Genomic DNA, 17,789 nt, shown 5'->3' with positions numbered 1-17,789 from the left:
TGTGTGTCCCACTTGCTTCGAACTAAGGCTTGATCATGCGGCATCTGTTTATCTTTCTGCTGGTAGTGTTTGCTGGATTCGCCCAGGCCGCGCCGGGCAACAATCCGTTCGAGACCAAACCCGACTTCCTCCCGGTGGGCAAAGCCTTCACCTTTACCTCCGAGCGTCTGGCCTCCGGCGAAACCCAGCTGTATTGGCAGATTGCCGATGGTTATTACCTGTACCAGCAGCGCATGAAATTCGATGGCCTGGCCGAGAAGCCGACGCTGCCCCAAGGCGAAGCCCACAGCGACGAGTTCTTCGGTGAGCAGCAAGTCTATCGCCAGGGCCTGGAAGTGAAGATTCCCGCCGGTGCCACCGGCCAGGTCAAGCTCGGCTGGCAAGGTTGTGCCGATGCCGGCCTGTGCTACCCGCCGCAATCGATCACCGTTGACCTGGGTGGCGACCCCGCCGTAGCCGCCATCGGCCAAGCCCAGGACCAAAGCCTGGCCAGCGGCCTGCAACAGCGCAGCCTCGGCTGGAGCCTGCTGGTGTTCTTCGGCCTGGGCCTGCTGCTGGCCTTTGCCCCGTGTTCCTTGCCGATGCTGCCGATTCTCGCCGGCCTTGTGGTAGGCAGTGGCGCCAGCCCACGGCGCGGCTTTGCCCTGGCCGCCAGCTACGTGGTGTGCATGGCGCTGGTGTACGCCGCCCTCGGCGTATTGGCCGCGCTGCTCGGCGGCAACCTCGCCGCCTTGCTGCAAACCCCGTGGATCCTCGGTAGCTTCGCCGTGTTGTTTGTGATCCTGGCCCTGCCGATGTTCGGCTTCTTTGAACTGCAACTACCGGCCTTTCTGCGGGACCGCCTCGACAACGTCAGCCGCAACCAGAGCGGCGGCAGCCTAGTGGGTGCCGGGGTGCTTGGCGCCTTGTCCGGCTTGCTGGTGGGCCCGTGCATGACCGCGCCCCTGGCCGGCGCCCTGCTCTACATCGCCCAAAGCGGCAATGCCCTGCACGGCGGCTTGATCCTGTTTGCCATGGGTATCGGCATCGGCGTGCCGCTGTTGCTGCTGGTGACCGTGGGCAACCGCTTCCTGCCCAAGCCCGGCACCTGGATGAACATCCTCAAGGGCATCTTCGGTTTCCTGTTCCTCGCCACCGCCGTGCTGATGATTCGCCCAGTGGTCGGTGAAACCCTGTGGCTCGGCTTGTGGGGTGTACTGGCGCTGGTCATGGCCTACTGCGGCTGGCGCCTGGCCCACGACTTCGGGCGCACCGCCATGCTGTTCGGTGCCGGTTCGCTGGTGCTGGGCCTCTGGGGCAGCGTATTGGTGATCGGTGCGGCCGGCGGCAGCGACGACCTGTGGCAACCGCTCAAGGTCTATAGCGGCTCGCGGGTGGCCGGTGCCCCCAGCGCCCACGACGCCTTCATGACCATCAACGACCCGGCCGTATTGCAAAGCCAACTCGATAGCGCCAAGGCCCAAGGCCAATGGGTGCTGGTGGACTACTACGCCGACTGGTGTGTGTCGTGCAAGATCATGGAGAAACAGGTGTTCGGCAAACCCGAAGTCATGGACGCCCTCAAGGATGTGCGCTTGCTGCGCCTCGACGTCACCGCCGACAACGCCGCCAGCCGCGAGCTGCTGGGCCGCTACAAAGTCCCCGGCCCGCCGAGCTTCGTCTGGATCGGCCCCGACGGTGAAGAGCGCCGCGCCCAGCGCATCACCGGCGAAGTCGACGCCGCCGCCTTCCTGCAACGCTGGACCCAAGCCCGGGAAGCCCTCTGATGCTGACACTGACCATCGGCACCTTCGCCATCGCCCTGAACCACTTGCTGCTGATCACGGCGTTGATCCTCGCCACCCTGGTGGGCTGGCGGGTGGCCAAGCGCGGCGGCGAGAACCCGGAGTCGGTGCTGTTCACCCTGTTTCTGGTGGGCATGCTCGCCGCGCGCGTCAGCTTCGTGCTGATGTACTGGTCGTATTACCAAAATGACCCGCTGCAAATCGTCGACCTGCGGGACGGAGGCTTTCTCGCCTGGCCCGGCGTTATCGCGCTGATCCTCGGCGCCTTGATCTACGGCTGGCGCCGCCCGCTGCTGCGCAAGCCACTGAGCGCCGGCGTGATCACCGGCCTGGCGTTCTGGGCGCTGACCAGTCTGTCGTTGACCCTCTACGAAAAAGGCACACACCTGCCGGACATCACCCTGCGCAACGCCAATGGCGAAACCGTGCAACTGGCCGACTACAAGGGCGGCCCGCTGGTGATCAATCTCTGGGCCACCTGGTGCCCGCCGTGCCGTCGCGAAATGCCAGTACTGGAAAGTGCCCAGCGCCAACGCCCGGACGTGACCTTCCTGTTCGTCAACCAGGCCGAAAGCATGCAAAGCGTCGCCACCTACCTGGCGACCCAGGGCCTGAACCTGGACAACGTGCTGTTCGACGCCAGCGGCCGCCTCGGCCAGGCCGTCGGCTCCATGGCTTTGCCCACCACCCTGTTTTACCAACCGGACGGTCGCCTGATCAACAGCCACCTGGGCGAGTTGTCTCAAGCCAGCCTGGCCCGCGCCATGGAGCGCTTCGAGCCGATCAACGCTAAACCGGCCCAGCCGGCTACCACAAGGAATTCGCCATGCTCCGCCTCCGCCACCTGCTGACCCTGTTGCCCCTGACACTGGCTGCCACCCTCGTCCAGTCTGAAGACTGGCCGGCGCCGATCAAGAACATCGAAGCCAAGGGTGCCAAGATTATCGGCAAGTTCGATGCTCCCAGCGGCCTCACGGGTTATGCGGCGCAATACCAGAACCGTGGCATGGCGTTGTACCTGACTGCCGACGGTAAAAGTGTGATCGCCGGCAACCTGTACGACGCCGACGGCAATGACCTCAGCACTGCGCCCCTGGAAAAGCTGGTGTATGCGCCGATGGCCAAGGAGGTCTGGGCCAAGATGGAACACAGTAACTGGATCCAGGATGGCAACAAGGATGCGCCGCGCATCGTTTACCTGTTCAGTGATCCGAACTGCCCGTACTGCAATATGTTCTGGGAACAGGCGCGGCCATGGGTGAAGTCGGGCAAGGTGCAGCTGCGGCATATCATGGTGGGGATTATTCGTGAGGACAGCCCGGGCAAGTCGGCGGCGCTGTTGGCAGCCAAGGATCCGCAGCAGGCGTTGGAAGCCCATGAGTCAGCCGGTAAAGGCAGCAAGTTGCAGGCGCTGGAGAAGATTCCGGCGGCTATCCAGGCCAAGCTTGATTCGAATATGAAGCTGATGGATGAGCTGGAGTTGTCGGCCACGCCGGCAATTTTCTATCTGGATGACAAGGGTGGGTTGCAGCAACAGCAAGGGGCGCCTTCGCCGGATAAGCTGGTGAAGATTCTGGGCCCTAAATAAGCGGCACTGAAGGTTCATAGCGAACAAGAAAAATGCCCGTTATCTGCGGGCATTTTTACAACAAGATTGATGTCGGTACGTTAGAGTTCCCGCAGCCGCAACTTTCCGAATGCGTAATCGTTACCGTTCCCGGTAGAGACATGACTGTATACCTGCACCTCAACACCTGAACCGGTGGCCGTAAATGTGCCGCTAACCCAAGCCCACTGCCGTGTTGTCAGATTGCTAGGCTCGATACAAACAACGCCGTTGACGAGTGCAGACAACTGCGGAGTGGCGAACGAACTATTGGATCGCCTGACCTCCATGCTGAACTCGTACGTCTGACCCGCGGCAAATGCTGGATAAGACTTGCTCAAGACGACTCCGGCAGAGCGCTCTGTGTAGGTATAGTTGGACAAAAACCACTCGCCCCCTTCATTCACCATCACCATGTCTCTGGGGTCCACCACATCAGCGCCTCTTTCCCAACCGTTCCAGTTGCCGCCTTCAAATTCTGATTCATCGTCGAAGGCCGGCGCTTCAGATTCTCCCAGTCGCAAATTTTCAGTAACACGCCGCAGTTCATGGGCGTTTTCCGGCAACAGCGACGTCTTTGGGTCTGCGGGCTCAGCGCCCAGCGCGCCATCATAGGTAATTGCAACGTTCAAGGTTACCGAAGACCAATCCTCGCAACCGGCCAGCCATTCACGCGAGAGTACTGGTCGGAAAACAAACCCCGGCTCGGCCTCTTCTGCTCTCACAACGTGGCCGTCAAATAGCCACTGGAATCGGAAATTCCCCAAGTCGTGTTCATTGCCTACCGCCAAGATCCACAACCGTTGCCCCTCTGCAAGAAATGGCGGCGCCTTTAACTCGATCCGTGCATTCCCCCGGAACTTGCGCATGTCCAACCAACGCGCGCCGTCATACTCCACAGCATTGGTAAAAACTGGAGCCGGCAAAGCCTCTGGCCGAATGAACTCGATGGTGAGTTCAAGCACATGTGAATCGCTGGTGGTGGTCTCGTACCAGACCATCAACGTCTTGCCGATGCAGCGGCCAACCAATGCCGCGTCAATATCCACTTCGACACTGCCACTGGCACTGCCGGAAGTATCAAACTGCGCCAGTGGCTGGTCCTGCTCATTCACCAATGCCCAGTACAGAGTGATAGGGGCACCCTCTTGCATGCCGTCAAAGGCGATGGTCACACAAGTGCCGTCTTCAGCATCGAGGGGGTACAACGTATTATTGGCGGCGGCGTATTTGACTGTCGGCACCGGAAGCAAATCATCAACGGGGGTTAGCTTGACCATTATGGAGTCTCTTCTTTGAGGGCGCGTACCGCTAAATCCAGGAAACAGCGGACCACACATATCAAATACCCCCGCAAAGGAACTGCCTACTGTCAGATCTGACAGTAGGCAGTTCCTTCTGACCAACGGTTACAACCCCTCCAACTCCGCCATCAAATCACTCAGCCGATCCACCTTCTGCGCACTGATCTCATTCGCCGCAAGCCCGTCGATATACCCCGCCAACTCTTCCACCGTGCTGCACTCGAACATCGCCCGTAACGGCACATCCCGCTGCAGCGTCGTCTGCACCCGTGAAGCAATCTGCGTGGCCAGCAACGAATGCCCGCCCAGCTCAAAGAAATTATCCTGCACCCCCACGCGCTCAACTTTCAGTACCTCGGCCCAAATCCCCGCCAACGTCTGCTCCAGCTCATTACGCGGCGCCAGGTAATCCTGGCTGTGCAACTGGCCAATCTCCAGCGCCGGCAAGGCCTTGCGATCCAGCTTGCCATTGGCATTCAGCGGCAAACGGTCGAGCCACAGCCAATGCAGCGGCACCATGTACTCCGGCAACTCGGCCCGCAGGCGTTGCTTGATCCGATCAAGACGCTCGCCTGGACTCAACAGCGCATCCGCCTCCACCAGGTATCCCACCAGATGCTTACCGTTGACCCCCTCCTGCACGCCAACCGCCGCATCCCGCACTTCCGGTTGTTCATGCAGGCGCGCTTCGATTTCACCCAACTCAATCCGGTAACCGCGAATCTTCACCTGATGGTCGATACGCCCGACGTACTCCAACACACCATCGCTGCGCCGACGCGCCAGGTCGCCGGTGCGATACAGCCGCTCACCCGCCGCACCAAACGGATCCGGCACAAACACCTGGGCCGTGCGCAGCGGGTCACTGACATAACCACGACCCACGCCGGTCCCCGCGACGCACAACTCGCCGACCGCACCTTGGGGCACCAACTCCAGCGCACCATCCAGCAGGTACAAACGGTTGTTGTCAGTCGGCGTGCCAATTGGCAGATAAGTGCCACGGGTCGACGCCAGGTCGACGCGGAAGAACGCCACGTCATCCGAGCATTCCGCCGGGCCATAGGCGTTGACCAAGCCAATCTCCGGATAGCGCAACAACCACTGATGCGCCAGCTCCGGCGGCATGGCTTCACCGGTCGGCAGCATCCAGCGCAAGCCGTCCAGGCTCATGCGCTCCTGGGCAAGCATGCCCTGGATCAACGACGGCACGCTTTCCAACACGGTAATGCCCTGGGCCTGGACATGCGTCAGCAAGCCTTGCGGATCATGGGCAATCGTATTCGGCACAATATCTACCCGCGCGCCGAACAGCGGCGCGGCGAGGAACTGCCACACTGAAATATCGAAACTTTGCGAGGCGGTTTGAGCGATCACATCGTGCTCAGTCAGTTGCAGATACGGCACCTTGCTCAGCTGGTTATTGAGCATGCCGTGCTGCTCCACCATTACGCCCTTGGGCAAGCCGGTGGAGCCCGAGGTGTAGATCACATAGGCAAGGTTGTCCGGCGCACTGTAGATCCCGGGGTTTTCCTCAGACCCGGCCAAGGCGTCCCAAACCAGTAGCTTCGGCCGACCGGAGCAGGCGAACTCTTCCAGCAGCAACTGCGCCTGTTCACGGCACGCTTCGGTGCACACCAGCAGCGGCGTGCGGCTGAGGTCGATAATCCGGCTCAAGCGCTGCGTCGGCAGCCCCGGGTCCAACGGCAAGTAACCGGCACCGGCCTTGAAGCTGCCGATGATCATGCCCAGCAAATCCAGATTACGTTCGGCCAGCAACGCCACCGGTTGGTCCAGCCCGACACCGGCCGCGATCAGCGCATGGCCCAGGCGGTTGCTGCGCCGGTTCAGTTCGGCATAGCTCCATTGCTGATCCAGGCAACTGGCGGCAATCCGCTGTGGATGCTGCTGCACCTGGGCTTCGAACAGCTCAACATAGCTGCACTCCAGCGGATATTCATGCTCGCTCTGGTTGCAGCCTTCCACCAGGAACTCACGTTCCTGCTCGCCAATCAGCGGCAAGTCGGCCATGTCGCCATGGAAGCCCTGCACCAGCGCCAGCAGCAGCCGCTTGAATTCAGCGAGCATGCCTTGCACGGTGGTTTCATCGAAGTAACGCTGGTCGTAGGAAAGGTGCAGGCCCAGGTCATCGCCCGGATAGCACACGGCGGTCAGCGGGAAGTTGGTGTGGGTACGCCCGGAATCCGAGGTGGCATTCAGGCTTTGCGCACGGTCCAGCACCGAGACTTCCACCGGGGCGTTTTCGAACACAAAGAGGCTGTCGAATAGCGGCTGGCCCTTGGGCAGTTCGCTGTTTTCCTGGATGGTCACCAGCGGCAGGTATTCGTACTCACGCAGTTGCATGTTGCTGTCGAGCAGGCCACTCAACCACTGGCGTACGCTGCACGTCTGATCGTCCTCCGGCAGCTTGACCCGCAAGGCGATGCTGTTGATAAACAGCCCGACGGTGCGCTGCATCTCGGGCATTTCCACCGGGCGCCCGGCCACGGTGACGCCGAACAGCACGTCGCGATCGCCACTCAACCGCCGCAGCACCAAGGCCCACGCGGCTTGGGCAAAAGTGTTCACCGTCAGTTGATGGGCCTGGGCCAGCTCGCGCAATTGCGCGCCGTCGCGGACATCCAAGCGGGTGTAGCAGTCGCCCACCACCATGCCGCCGCTATGGCCGGCATGCTCCCGCAAGAATGGCCGGTCGCTCGGAATCGGCGTGGTGCGCTCAAAACCTTGCAGGTTCTGCTGCCACCACTGACGCGCTTCGGCGAGGTTCTGGCGTTGCAGCCAGGCGATGTAGTCGCGATAACGCGGTGGCGTCGCCAGCTGCGCGTCGCGGCCTTCGCCGCGGGCCGTGTAGATGTCGAAGAAATCGTTCATCAGCAGCGAGCGGCACCAGGCATCGATCAGGATGTGGTGGTTGCTCATCATGAACCAGTAGCGGGCTTCGCCCACGCGGATCAGCCGCAGGTGGAACGGTGCCTGGTTGAGCAGATCGAAGCCGGCCTCACGCTCGCTTTTCAGCAACGCTTGCAGACGCGGTTCCTGTTCGCTCTCCGGCTCCAGGCTCCAGTCGAGGTACTCGATCGGCGTGCTGCCGGGCTTGTGGATAACCTGCAGCATGTCTTCGCCGACGTTCCAGCAGAACGAGGCGCGCAACGCTTCGTGACGGGCGATCACCGCCTGCCAGGCCTGGGCGAAACGCTCGGGGTCCAGGGCGCTGTTGATGCGGTAGCGGTCCTGCATGTAATAGAGGCCGGTGCCCGGTTCCAGCAAGGTGTGCAGCAGCAAGCCTTCTTGCATCGGAGTCAGCGGGTACACGTCTTCGATGACATTGGCCGGCACTGGCAGCGCGTCGAGTTGCCCTTGGGTGAGGTGCGCCAGCGGGAAGTCCGATGGCGTGAGGCCGCCCGCGTCTGCCTTGAGGCAATGCTCGATCAGGCTTTGCAGTTCCGCCAGGTAAGCGTCCGCCAGTTCAGCGATGGTCTGGCTGTGGTGACGTTCGCGGCTGAAGGTCCAGCGCAGCACCAGTTCACCGCCGTACACCTGGCTGTCGACGCTCAGCTCGTTGGGCAGCGGCGCGTCCGGGTCATGGGCGATCCCGGCGGATTCGTCCAGCGGGTGAAAGAGTGCGTCAGCGCCAAAGCTCTGGTCGAACTGGCCGAGGTAGTTGAAGGTGATACTGGCGCTCGGCAACGCGGCCATGGTCTGGCGGCACAGGTCGTCAGCCAGGTAGCGCAGCACGCCATAACCCAACCCTTTGTGGGGCACACCGCGCAGTTGCTCCTTGATCGCCTTGATCGAGGCGCCTTGCCCGGCGGCTTCTTCGATATGCAACGGGGTCAGGCGCAACGGGTAGGCGCTGGTGAACCAGCCGACGCTGCGGGTCAGGTCGATCTCGTCGAACAGGGTTTCGCGGCCGTGGCCTTCCAGCTGGATGAGTGCCGATTCATGGCCACTCCAGCGGCACAAGACTCGGGCCAGGGCGGTCAGCAGCAAGTCGTTGACCTGGGTGCGGTAAGCACTCGGCGCCTGTTGCAACAGCTGGCGGGTACGCTCGGCATCCAGGCGCACGCTGACGGTATCGGCATCGCGATTGCGCAGCGAACCTTGCGGGCGGTCCACCGGCAGTTCAACGGCAGGACCGGCCAACTGCTGCTGCCACACGTCCAGTTCTTCACGCAGGGATTCGCTGCCGGCATAGGCCTGCAAGCGTGCTGCCCAATCGCGCAGGGCACTGGTCTTGGCCGGCAGGCTCACCGGTTGGCCGTCGCTCAACTGGCGATACGCGGTCTGCAAATCTTCCAGCAACACGCGCCAGGAAACACCGTCCACCACCAGGTGATGGATCGCGATCAGCAGCCGGCGCTGGCCTTGCGGGCCGTCCACCAGCAGCGCGCGCAACAGCGGGCCGTGGGCAAGGTTGAGGCTGCGTTGAGTGTCGGTGAACAGCGCGATGCACTGCTCCATATCCGCCACTTGGGCTTGCAACAGCAGGCCACCTTGCGGCACTGCCAGGTGTTCGGCGTGCCATTGGGCGTCGCGCCGGGTGAAGCTCAGGCGCAGGGCGTCGTGGTGTTCCAGCACCGCCAGCAGCGCCTGTTCCAGGCGATGGGGTTCGAGGGCCTGAACCGGCTCCAGCAGCAGCGCCTGGTTCCAGTGTTGGCGCTCGGGGATGTCGGTGTCGAAAAACCAGTGCTGGATCGGGGTCAGCCCGGATGCGCCGGTCAACACGCCTTGTTCGGCGATGACCTGCTCGGTGCGGGTTGCCACGGCGGCCAGGGTTTGCACGGTCTGGTGCTGGAACAAGTCACGCGGGCTGAAATGAATCCCTGCCTGCCGCGCGCGGCTGACCACCTGGATAGACAGAATCGAGTCGCCGCCCAGCTCAAAGAAGTTATCGTCGAGGCCCACCTGCTGCACGTTCAATACCGCGCACCAGATCGCCGCCAGGGTTTGCTCCAGTTCGTTGCGCGGCGCCACGTACTGTTGGCGATTCGCCTCGGGGTCCGGCTGCGGCAAGGCGCGGCGGTCGAGTTTGCCGTTGGCAGTCAGCGGCATGCTGTCGAGCACGATCAGATGCGCGGGCACCATGTAGTCCGGCAGCTGCGCTTTCAAATGCGCCTTGAGGGATTCACGCAGTGCACCGTGTTCTTCGTTGCTGACCAGATAGGCCACCAACTGTTTGCCGCTCGGTGAATCCAGCGCCAACACCACCGCTTCACGCACCGACTCGTGTTCCAGCAGGCGGGTTTCAATTTCCCCCAGCTCGATGCGGAACCCGCGAATTTTCACTTGATGGTCAATACGGCCAAGGTACTCAACCAGGCCATCGGCACGCTGGCGCACCAGGTCGCCGGTGCGATACAGACGACCGCCGTTCGTGGCAAACGGGTCCGCGACAAACCGCTCTGCCGTCATCCCCGGACGCTGGTGATACCCCTGGGCCAGGCCGGCACCGCCGACGTACAGCTCACCCGTCGCGCCTTGCGGCACCAGCGCCAAATCCGCATCCAGAATGTAGGCCACACGCGCGCCGATGATGCTGCCGATCGGCACGCTGCCTGCGCCCTCTTCCAGTGTTTCCGGGGCAAGACTGGCCAGCGGCATCACCACCGTTTCAGTCGGGCCATAGGCGTTGAAAAACAGTGCCGGCTTGAATGCCGCGCGAATACGCTGCAAGTGCTCGCCGGTCAGGGCTTCACCTCCGGTGATGCACATGCGCACCGGCAAGGTCTGGTGTTGCGTGGCCAGCCATTGCGCCAACTGGCTGCCGTAGCTTGGGGTAAAGCCGAGGATGTTGATGCGGTGCTGACGAATCAGCCCACAGATTTCTTCCGCATCCCATTGGCCCTGGGCCCGCAACACAACCTGGGCGCCGCTGAGCAACGGCACCAGCAGACGCTCGGTGGCGGCGTCGAAGTTGATGGAATAGAAGTGCAGCTCGCAGTCATCGGGACGCATGCCGAAGCGTTCGATCACCGCCTGGCAATGCATGGCGATTTCACCGTGGGACACCACCACGCCCTTGGGCTTGCCGGTGGAGCCGGAGGTGTAGATCAGATAGGCCTGGTGTTGCGGCAGGCTAATGAAAGGCAATTCGCTGGCCGGGTAGCTGGCCAGGGTTGGCAGGTCATCTTCCAGGCACCAGCGACCGACACTGGCGGGCAGCTCGCCCAGCGCGTCGAACATCGCAGCGTCGCTGAGCAGCAGGCCGATGCCACTGTCTTCGATCATGTAGTGCAGGCGGTCCAGCGGGTATTCCGGGTCCAGCGGCACATAGGCGCCGCCGGCCTTGAGGATCGCCAGCAGGCCGATCACCATTTCCAGCGAACGCGGCAGCGCCAGGCCAACCCGCACCTGCGGGCCCACGCCGCGCTCGCGGAGCATCCAGGCCAGGCGATTGGCGCGGCTGTCGAGTTCGCTATAGCTCAAGGTCTGCCCGGCGAAGGTCAAGGCCGGGGCATCCGGGCGAGCCAGGGCCTGCTCGCCGAACAGGTGGTGAATGCACTGGTCGAGACGATGCTCGCCGGCCTCCATGCCAAGGCTGTCCTGCAACGAGCGCTGCTCGGCCGCTTCCAGCAGCGGCAACTCACTCAGGCGCTGCTGCGGATCGGCAAGCAAGGCTTCCAGCAGGTTTTGCCAGTGTGCGGCCATGCGTGCAATGCGCGGCTCATCGAACAGATCGGTGCTGTAGGTCAGGCAGCAACCCAGGCGATGGTCGAGGTCGGTGACTTCCAGGTTGAGGTCGAACTTGGTGGCGCGGGCATCGTTGGCCAGGTACTCGACGGTCATCCCGGCCAATGTACGGCTCTGCTGGAACTCCCAGCGTTGCACGTTGCACATCACCTGGAACAGCGGGTTGTACGCCGCGCTGCGGGGTGGTTGCAGGGCTTCTACCAAGTGGTCGAACGGCAGGTCTTGATGGGACTGGCCTTCGATCACGGTGTGGCGAACCTGGTCGAACAATTCGCCGACGCTCATCTGCCCGTTGAGCTGGCAGCGCAGCACCTGGGTGTTGAGGAACGCGCCAATCAGCCCTTCGCTTTCCGGACGAATCCGGTTGGCGACTGGCGCACCGATACGCAGGTCGGTCTGGCCGCTGTAGCGGTAGAGCAATACCGCGAGGGTGGCGGTCATGGTCATGAACAGGGTCAGACCACGCTCGGCGTTGAAGGCCCGCACGCGGGCGGCAAGGTCATCGCTCAAGTCGAAACGGAACAGCTCGCCCTGGTGACTTTGCACCGGTGGTCGCGGGCGGTCGCCCGGCAGTTCCAGCAGCGGGTGTTCGGTACCCAGTTGCGCGGTCCAGTAATCCAGTTGGCGCTGGCGCTCGCCGGATTCCAGCCACTGGCGCTGCCACACGCTGTAGTCGAGGTACTGCACCGCCAGCGGTGCCAACGGCGATTCGCGGTCGTCGATAAAGGCTTCGTACAGGGCGCTGAGTTCACGGGCAAAAATGTCCATGGCCCAGCCTTCGGTGACGATGTGGTGCAGGGTCAGCACCAAGTAATGTTCCAGCTCGCCGGCCTTGACCAGGCAGGCGCGCAGCAGTGGGCCGGCCTCCAGATTGAACGGCGTGTGGGCTTCATGATCGGCCAGTTGCTGCACACGCTGCTGGCGCTCGGGCTCACTGAACGCCGAGAAATCCTGCCAATCCATGCGCACGCCGGTTTGCGCCGCAACCTTCTGCTGCGCCACGCCATTGATGCTCGGGAAAGTCGTGCGCAGGGTTTCATGACGCATGATCAAGGCCTGCAACGCCGCCTCGAAACGCCCCACGTCCAGCACCCCGCGAAAGCGCGCCATGCCGCCGACGTTATACGCCGGGCTGTCGGGCTCCATCTGCCAGAGGAACCACATGCGCTGCTGGGAATAGGACAGCGGCACCGGTTGGCTGCGGTCGACCTTGCCGATGGCCAGTTGTTGGTTGCGCTGGCCCGAGGCCTGGATCAGGCGGACTTGCTCAGCGAAAGCCCCCAACTCGCTGGCTTCGAACAATGTGCGCAACGGCAGCTCGACGTCACAGGCCTGGCGGGTGCGGGAGATGATTTGTGTGGCCAGCAGCGAATGGCCGCCGAGGGCGAAGAAGTCGTCCCGCAGGCCGATACGTGGCAGGGCAAGGACTTCGCGCCAGATCGCGGCGATTTGCTGCTCCAGCGGTGTTTCGGGTTCGACGTGTTCACGCACTTGCCACACAGGTTCCGGCAAGGCACGGCGATCCAGTTTGCCGCTCGGACTCAGGGGCATCGCGTCCAGGCGCATCAATTGTGCCGGGACCATATACTCCGGCAGCTCGGCGGCCAGGGCGGTTTTTACGTCCTGTTCGTCCAGCGGTTCGTTGGCGGTGTAGTAACCGATCAACTGCGCACCGGCAGCGGTTTCACGCACCAGCACCACCGCTTGGGCGATGCCATCAAGGGCCAACAAACGCGCTTCGATTTCTTCAGGCTCGACACGGAAGCCGCGCAGCTTGACCTGCTGATCCAGGCGTCCGAGGTATTCCAGCGCACCGTCGGCGCTCCAGCGCACGCGGTCACCGGTGCGATACAAACGTGCACCCGCCTCGCCCAACGGGTCGGCGACAAACCGTTCAGCGGTCAGCCCCGCACGCCCGAGGTAACCCCGGGCCAGGCCGATACCGCCGATGCACAGCTCACCCGGCACACCTGCCGGCAGTGGGTTGAACTGATCATCCAGCACCCGGCAAATCACATTGCCCAGCGGACGGCCAATCGGCGAACGCTCTCCATCCTCCGCCTGGCACTGCCAATGCGTCACGTTGATCGCGGTTTCAGTCGGGCCGTAGCGGTTGTGCAACTGCACTGCCGGCAACTGCGCCAACACCCGGTTGCGCAGCTCGGCAGGCAGCGCTTCACCGCCGGAGAACAGACGACGCAGGCTGGTGCATTCCGCGGCCAACGGCTCGTCGACAAACAGCTGCAACAACGGCGGCACAAAGTGCAGCGTGGTCACGCCGTGCTCCTGCACCAACTGGGCAATGCGATGCGGGTCGCGATGCTCGCCGGGACCAGCCAATACCAGGCGGCAACCGGTGATCAGCGGCCAGAAACACTCCCACACCGACACGTCGAAACTGATGGGCGCCTTTTGCATCAGCACATCAGTTTCATCCAGCTGGTAGGTGGCTTGCATCCACTGCAAACGCTCGGCCAGCGCTGCATGGGTGTTGCCCACGCCCTTGGGCTGGCCGGTGGAGCCGGAGGTGTAGATCACGTAGGCGAGGTTGTCGCCGTTCAGGTGCAGGCCCGGCGCGTGGGTCGGCCAGCTTTCCAGCTTGAGGCTGTCCATGGCGATGACGCAGACGCCTTCAGCCGTGGGCAGTTGCTCAAGCAGCGAAGTCTGGGTCAACAGCAGTTGCACGCCGCTGTCCTTGAGCATGTAGGCCAGGCGTTCGGCCGGGTAATCCGGATCCAGCGGCACATAGGCACCGCCGGCCTTGATGATTGCCAGCAGGCCGATCAGCAGTTGCGGCGAACGCTCGGCGGCGATGGCCACGCACACGTCCGGGCCGACGCCCTTGTCCCGCAGGTAATGGGCCAGGCGGTTAGCCTGGGTGTGCAGTTGGGCGAAGGTCAGGCTGCCGTCCTGCCACACCAGTGCGGTGCGTTCCGAGACCTGTTGGTTGAGTTGTTCCGGCAGCCAGCTCTGCGCTGGTGTGCACGGCGCGGCGCTCCACTGACGTTGTTGGGTGTGTTCGTCGGCGTGCAGCAGCTTCAGGTCACCGATGGCCTGTTGCGGTTGCTCGCAAATGGCTTGCAGCAGGTTGATGAAGTGCTCGGCCAGTCGCTCGATGGTGGCGGCGTCGAACAGTTCGTCGGCGTAGTCGAAGGACAGGCTCAGGCGACCGTTGCGGTCTTCTTCAGTGTGCAGTTGCAGGTCGAACTTGGCTTCGCGGCTGTGCCACGCCAGCTCGTCGGCGAGCAGGCCCGGGAGGCGGCGCAAGGCACTGAGATCGCGTTGCTGGTGGTTGAACATTACCTGGAACAGGCCTTGTTCCCGGGCTTGCGGGAAGGCTTCCAGCAGTTGCTCGAACGGCAAGTCCTGATGGGCCTGGGCGCCCAGGGCAGCGGTTCGCGTCGCGGTCAGCAAGTCGGCGAATGGCAGGCGCGCATCCAGTTCGGCACGCAGCACGAGGGTGTTGATAAAGAACCCGATCAGGCCTTGGGTTTCCTGGCGCGGACGGTTGGCGTTGGGCACGCCGATGCGGATATCGCGTTGGCCGCTGTAGCGATAGAGCAGGCTCTGGAACGCTGCGAGCAACAGCATGAACGGCGTGGACTCGTGAGCCTGGGCGGTCTTGCGAATGGCTTCACTGAGGCTCGTGTTCACGCGCACGCTGTGGCGTGAAGCACTGCGAATATGCTGCGCCGAGCGTGGGTGATCGGTGGCCAGGCTCAGGGTTGGATGTTCGTCCCCCAACTGTGCTTTCCAGTAAGCCAGTTGTCGCTGGCCCTCGCCTTCGGCCAACCACTGGCGCTGCCAACTGCCGTAGTCGGCGTATTGCAGGGCCAGCGCTGGCAACTCCAGGGTTTGGCCTTGGGACGCGGCGGCGTACAAGCGGGAGAATTCGTCGATCAACACGTTCAGCGACCAGCCGTCCGCGATGATGTGGTGCATCGTCACCAGCAGTTGGTGGTCTTCGTCATCCAGGCGCACCAGCGTTACCCACAGCAGCGGGCCTTTCTCCAGGTCAAACTGGGTGCGGGCTTCGTCTTCGCGGATCTGGTTGGCCCGGGCTTCGCGCTCGGCGGCGGGCAGGTCGCTGAGGTCGATGACTTGCAGGTCGAAATCAGCCTTGGCGTCGACCCGCTGGAAGCCCTGGCCGTCGCGTTCAAAGAAGCGCGTGCGCAGGGACTCGTGGCGCTGGATCAGTTGCTGGAAGCTTGCGCGCACCGCGTCTTCATCCAGCTCGCCGCGCAACCGCAGGGCGCCGGGGATGGTGTAGGCGCTGCTCTGCGGGTCGAGTTGCCAGGTGATCCACAGGCGGTTTTGCGCGAGGGATTGCGGCAGGTCTTCCTGGCGTGACAGCGCATGGATCGCGCCTTGGGCCACGCCGCCGTCCTGCTGCAATTGCGCGACGCTGGTGGCGAAGGCAGCCAGGGTGGGCGCTTCGAACAACAGGCGCAGGTTCAGCTCCAGGCCGAGGGTTTCCCGCAGGCGGGCGACGACCTGGGTGGCGCTGATGGAGTTGCCGCCCAGCAGGAAGAAGTGATCGTCGGCGGCGACCTGCGTCACCTGCAATTGCTCGCACCAGATCGCGGCAATCTGGCTTTGCAGTTTGGATTGCAGGGCAGCATCGCCGACCTGCGCCTGCACGCCGGGGAACTGCGCATAACTGTCGAGGCTGCCATCCGCCAACCGCGTGCGACAGGCCGAACGCTGCACCTTGCCGCTGGAAGTTTTCGGCAAGCCGCCGGGGTTGAGCAATATCACCACGCTCGGCGCTTCCTGGCAGGCCTCGGCCACTGCTTGACGAATCGCCTTGATCAGCGCTTCAGGCGGCAGGATTTTCTGCACGCTGCGGCTGATTTCGGCGGCGATGCCGATGCCTTCCAGGCCCTGGTCATTCACCGCAAACGCGGCGACCCGACCCTTGCGCACCACTTCCACTTCACGCTCGATGGCTTGCTCGATGTCTTGGGGATACAGGTTGTGGCCCCGCACGATCAGCAGGTCTTTCAAGCGACCGGTGATGAACACTTCACCCTCGCGGACAAACCCCAGGTCGCCGGTCCGCAGCCAGGTGCGGCCTTCATGCTGGACGAAGGTCTTGGCGGTGGCTTCAGGGTTGCGCCAGTAGCCGTGGGCGATGCTCGGGCCGGTGGCCCAGATTTCACCGACGGCATTGTCGGGGAGCGTCGCCAGGATGACGGGGTCGGCAATCAGCACCGCGTGTTCGGGCTGGCTGGTGCCGCAACTCATGATCGCCGCGCCCTGCCCAGGCTCGGCGCGATTGGCGGCCAGAGCCTGTTCGTCCAGCCGCATGGCCGGGATGCCGTGGCCACGGGTTCCGCCGGCAACGAACAAGGTGGCCTCCGCCAAGCCATAGGATGCGAAGAAATTATTCGAGGTAAAGCCGCAGGTGGCGAACTTCTCGGCAAAGCGTTCCAGGGTGTCGAGGCGGATCGGCTCGGAGCCGGAATACGCCACGCGCCACTTGCTCAAATCCAGGCGATCCAATGCCGATTCACTGACTCGCTCGCTGCACAGCCGATAGGCAAAATCCGGCCCGCCGCTGATGGTGCCGCCGTATTCGCTGATCGCTTCCAGCCAGCGCAATGGCCGGCCGAGGAAGTACGCCGGCGACATCAACACACACGGCACACCACTGAAGATCGGTTGCAGCAGGCCGCCGATCAGGCCCATGTCGTGGTACAGCGGCAGCCAGCTGACGATCACGTCGTCGGGGTTCAGGTCGATGCCGAAGCCCCGGCGAATCAGCAGCTCGTTGGCCACCAGGTTGCCGTGGGTGACTTGCACGCCCTTGGGCAACGCAGTGGAACCGGAGGTGTATTGCAGGAAGGCGATGTCATCGTCTTGCAAGTTGGGCGCGAGCCAATTGCTCGCGATCTCGGCATGAAGGCTGTCGACGCACAGCAACTGCGGTGCACCTTCGAGTTGCAGCAACGAATCACCGAGGCTGGCGGTAGTCAGCAGCAACCGTGGCTCGGCGTCCGCGATGATCGACAACAGGCGCTCCTGATGATGTCGGCGGGCGGACTCAGGCGGGTAAGCCGGCACCGCAATGACCCCGGCATACAGGCAACCAAAGAACGCCGCGACATAATCCGGCCCGCTGGGAAACAACAGTACCGCGCGGTCGCCCAGGTTTGCGTTGGCCTGCAAGGCGGCGGCGATGGTGCGGGCGCGCAGGTCAAGGTCGCGGTAACTGAGGACGACGCTTTGCTCGGCCGTCTCGGCCAGGAAGCGCAACGCCAGTTGATCCGGGGTTTGTGCGGCGCGGCGCTGAAGGGACTGGACCAGGGTGCGGGGAAGTTCGAAGGCGTCCATCATGGGGTTCCTGCCTGAAATCGGCTTACTGGGAAATCGGGGAATGTG

Annotated in this window: 5 protein-coding genes; 3 read left to right on the top strand and 2 right to left on the bottom strand. The window is 63.1% G+C overall.

What is annotated here, in order from left to right; genetic code table 11:
• Positions 1-35 precede the first annotated feature (35 nt).
• Genes dsbD through dsbG form a run of 3 tightly spaced genes read left to right on the top strand, consistent with a single transcriptional unit; the run spans position 36 to position 3,372 of the window.
• Positions 36-1,766 carry a protein-disulfide reductase DsbD gene (dsbD, locus tag HBJ59_RS10745; RefSeq protein WP_167663530.1) on the top strand — a complete coding sequence of 577 codons (1,731 nt, stop codon included), beginning with the start codon at positions 36-38 and terminating at the stop codon, positions 1,764-1,766.
• Positions 1,766-2,635 carry a TlpA disulfide reductase family protein gene (locus tag HBJ59_RS10740; protein WP_167663529.1) on the top strand — a complete coding sequence of 290 codons (870 nt, stop codon included), beginning with the start codon at positions 1,766-1,768 and terminating at the stop codon, positions 2,633-2,635. Before dsbD ends, HBJ59_RS10740 begins: the two co-directional genes overlap by 1 nt.
• A complete protein-coding gene (gene dsbG / locus HBJ59_RS10735) occupies positions 2,611-3,372 on the top strand; it encodes a thiol:disulfide interchange protein DsbG (protein WP_167663528.1) in 762 nt (253 codons plus the stop codon). The genes HBJ59_RS10740 and dsbG overlap by 25 nt, the downstream gene beginning before the upstream one ends.
• Positions 3,373-3,452: 80 nt before the next feature.
• Here the strand turns inward: dsbG and HBJ59_RS10730 are convergent, their stop codons facing one another.
• On the bottom strand, positions 3,453-4,670 hold the full coding sequence (locus tag HBJ59_RS10730) for a hypothetical protein (RefSeq protein WP_076015322.1): 1,218 nt from the start codon (positions 4,668-4,670) through the stop codon (positions 3,453-3,455).
• 129 nt (positions 4,671-4,799) lie between these two features.
• Positions 4,800-17,744, bottom strand: coding sequence for a non-ribosomal peptide synthetase (locus HBJ59_RS10725; protein ID WP_167663527.1), 12,945 nt, complete (start codon positions 17,742-17,744; stop codon positions 4,800-4,802).
• Between the last annotated feature and the right edge of the window lie 45 nt (positions 17,745-17,789).

The organism is Pseudomonas sp. AN3A02 (assembly GCF_011765255.1).
Lineage (GTDB): Bacteria > Pseudomonadota > Gammaproteobacteria > Pseudomonadales > Pseudomonadaceae > Aquipseudomonas.
Note: the sequence above shows the minus strand (reverse complement) of the source record. Positions and strands in the feature narration are given on the sequence as shown.

Coding starts and splice junctions, on each gene's coding strand:
- dsbG (WP_167663528.1), top strand. CDS start 2,611: ATGCTCCGCCTCCGCCACCTGCTGACCCTGTTGCCCCTGACACTGGCT.
- HBJ59_RS10740 (WP_167663529.1), top strand. CDS start 1,766: ATGCTGACACTGACCATCGGCACCTTCGCCATCGCCCTGAACCACTTG.
- HBJ59_RS10730 (WP_076015322.1), bottom strand. CDS start 4,670: ATGGTCAAGCTAACCCCCGTTGATGATTTGCTTCCGGTGCCGACAGTC.
- dsbD (WP_167663530.1), top strand. CDS start 36: ATGCGGCATCTGTTTATCTTTCTGCTGGTAGTGTTTGCTGGATTCGCC.
- HBJ59_RS10725 (WP_167663527.1), bottom strand. CDS start 17,744: ATGATGGACGCCTTCGAACTTCCCCGCACCCTGGTCCAGTCCCTTCAG.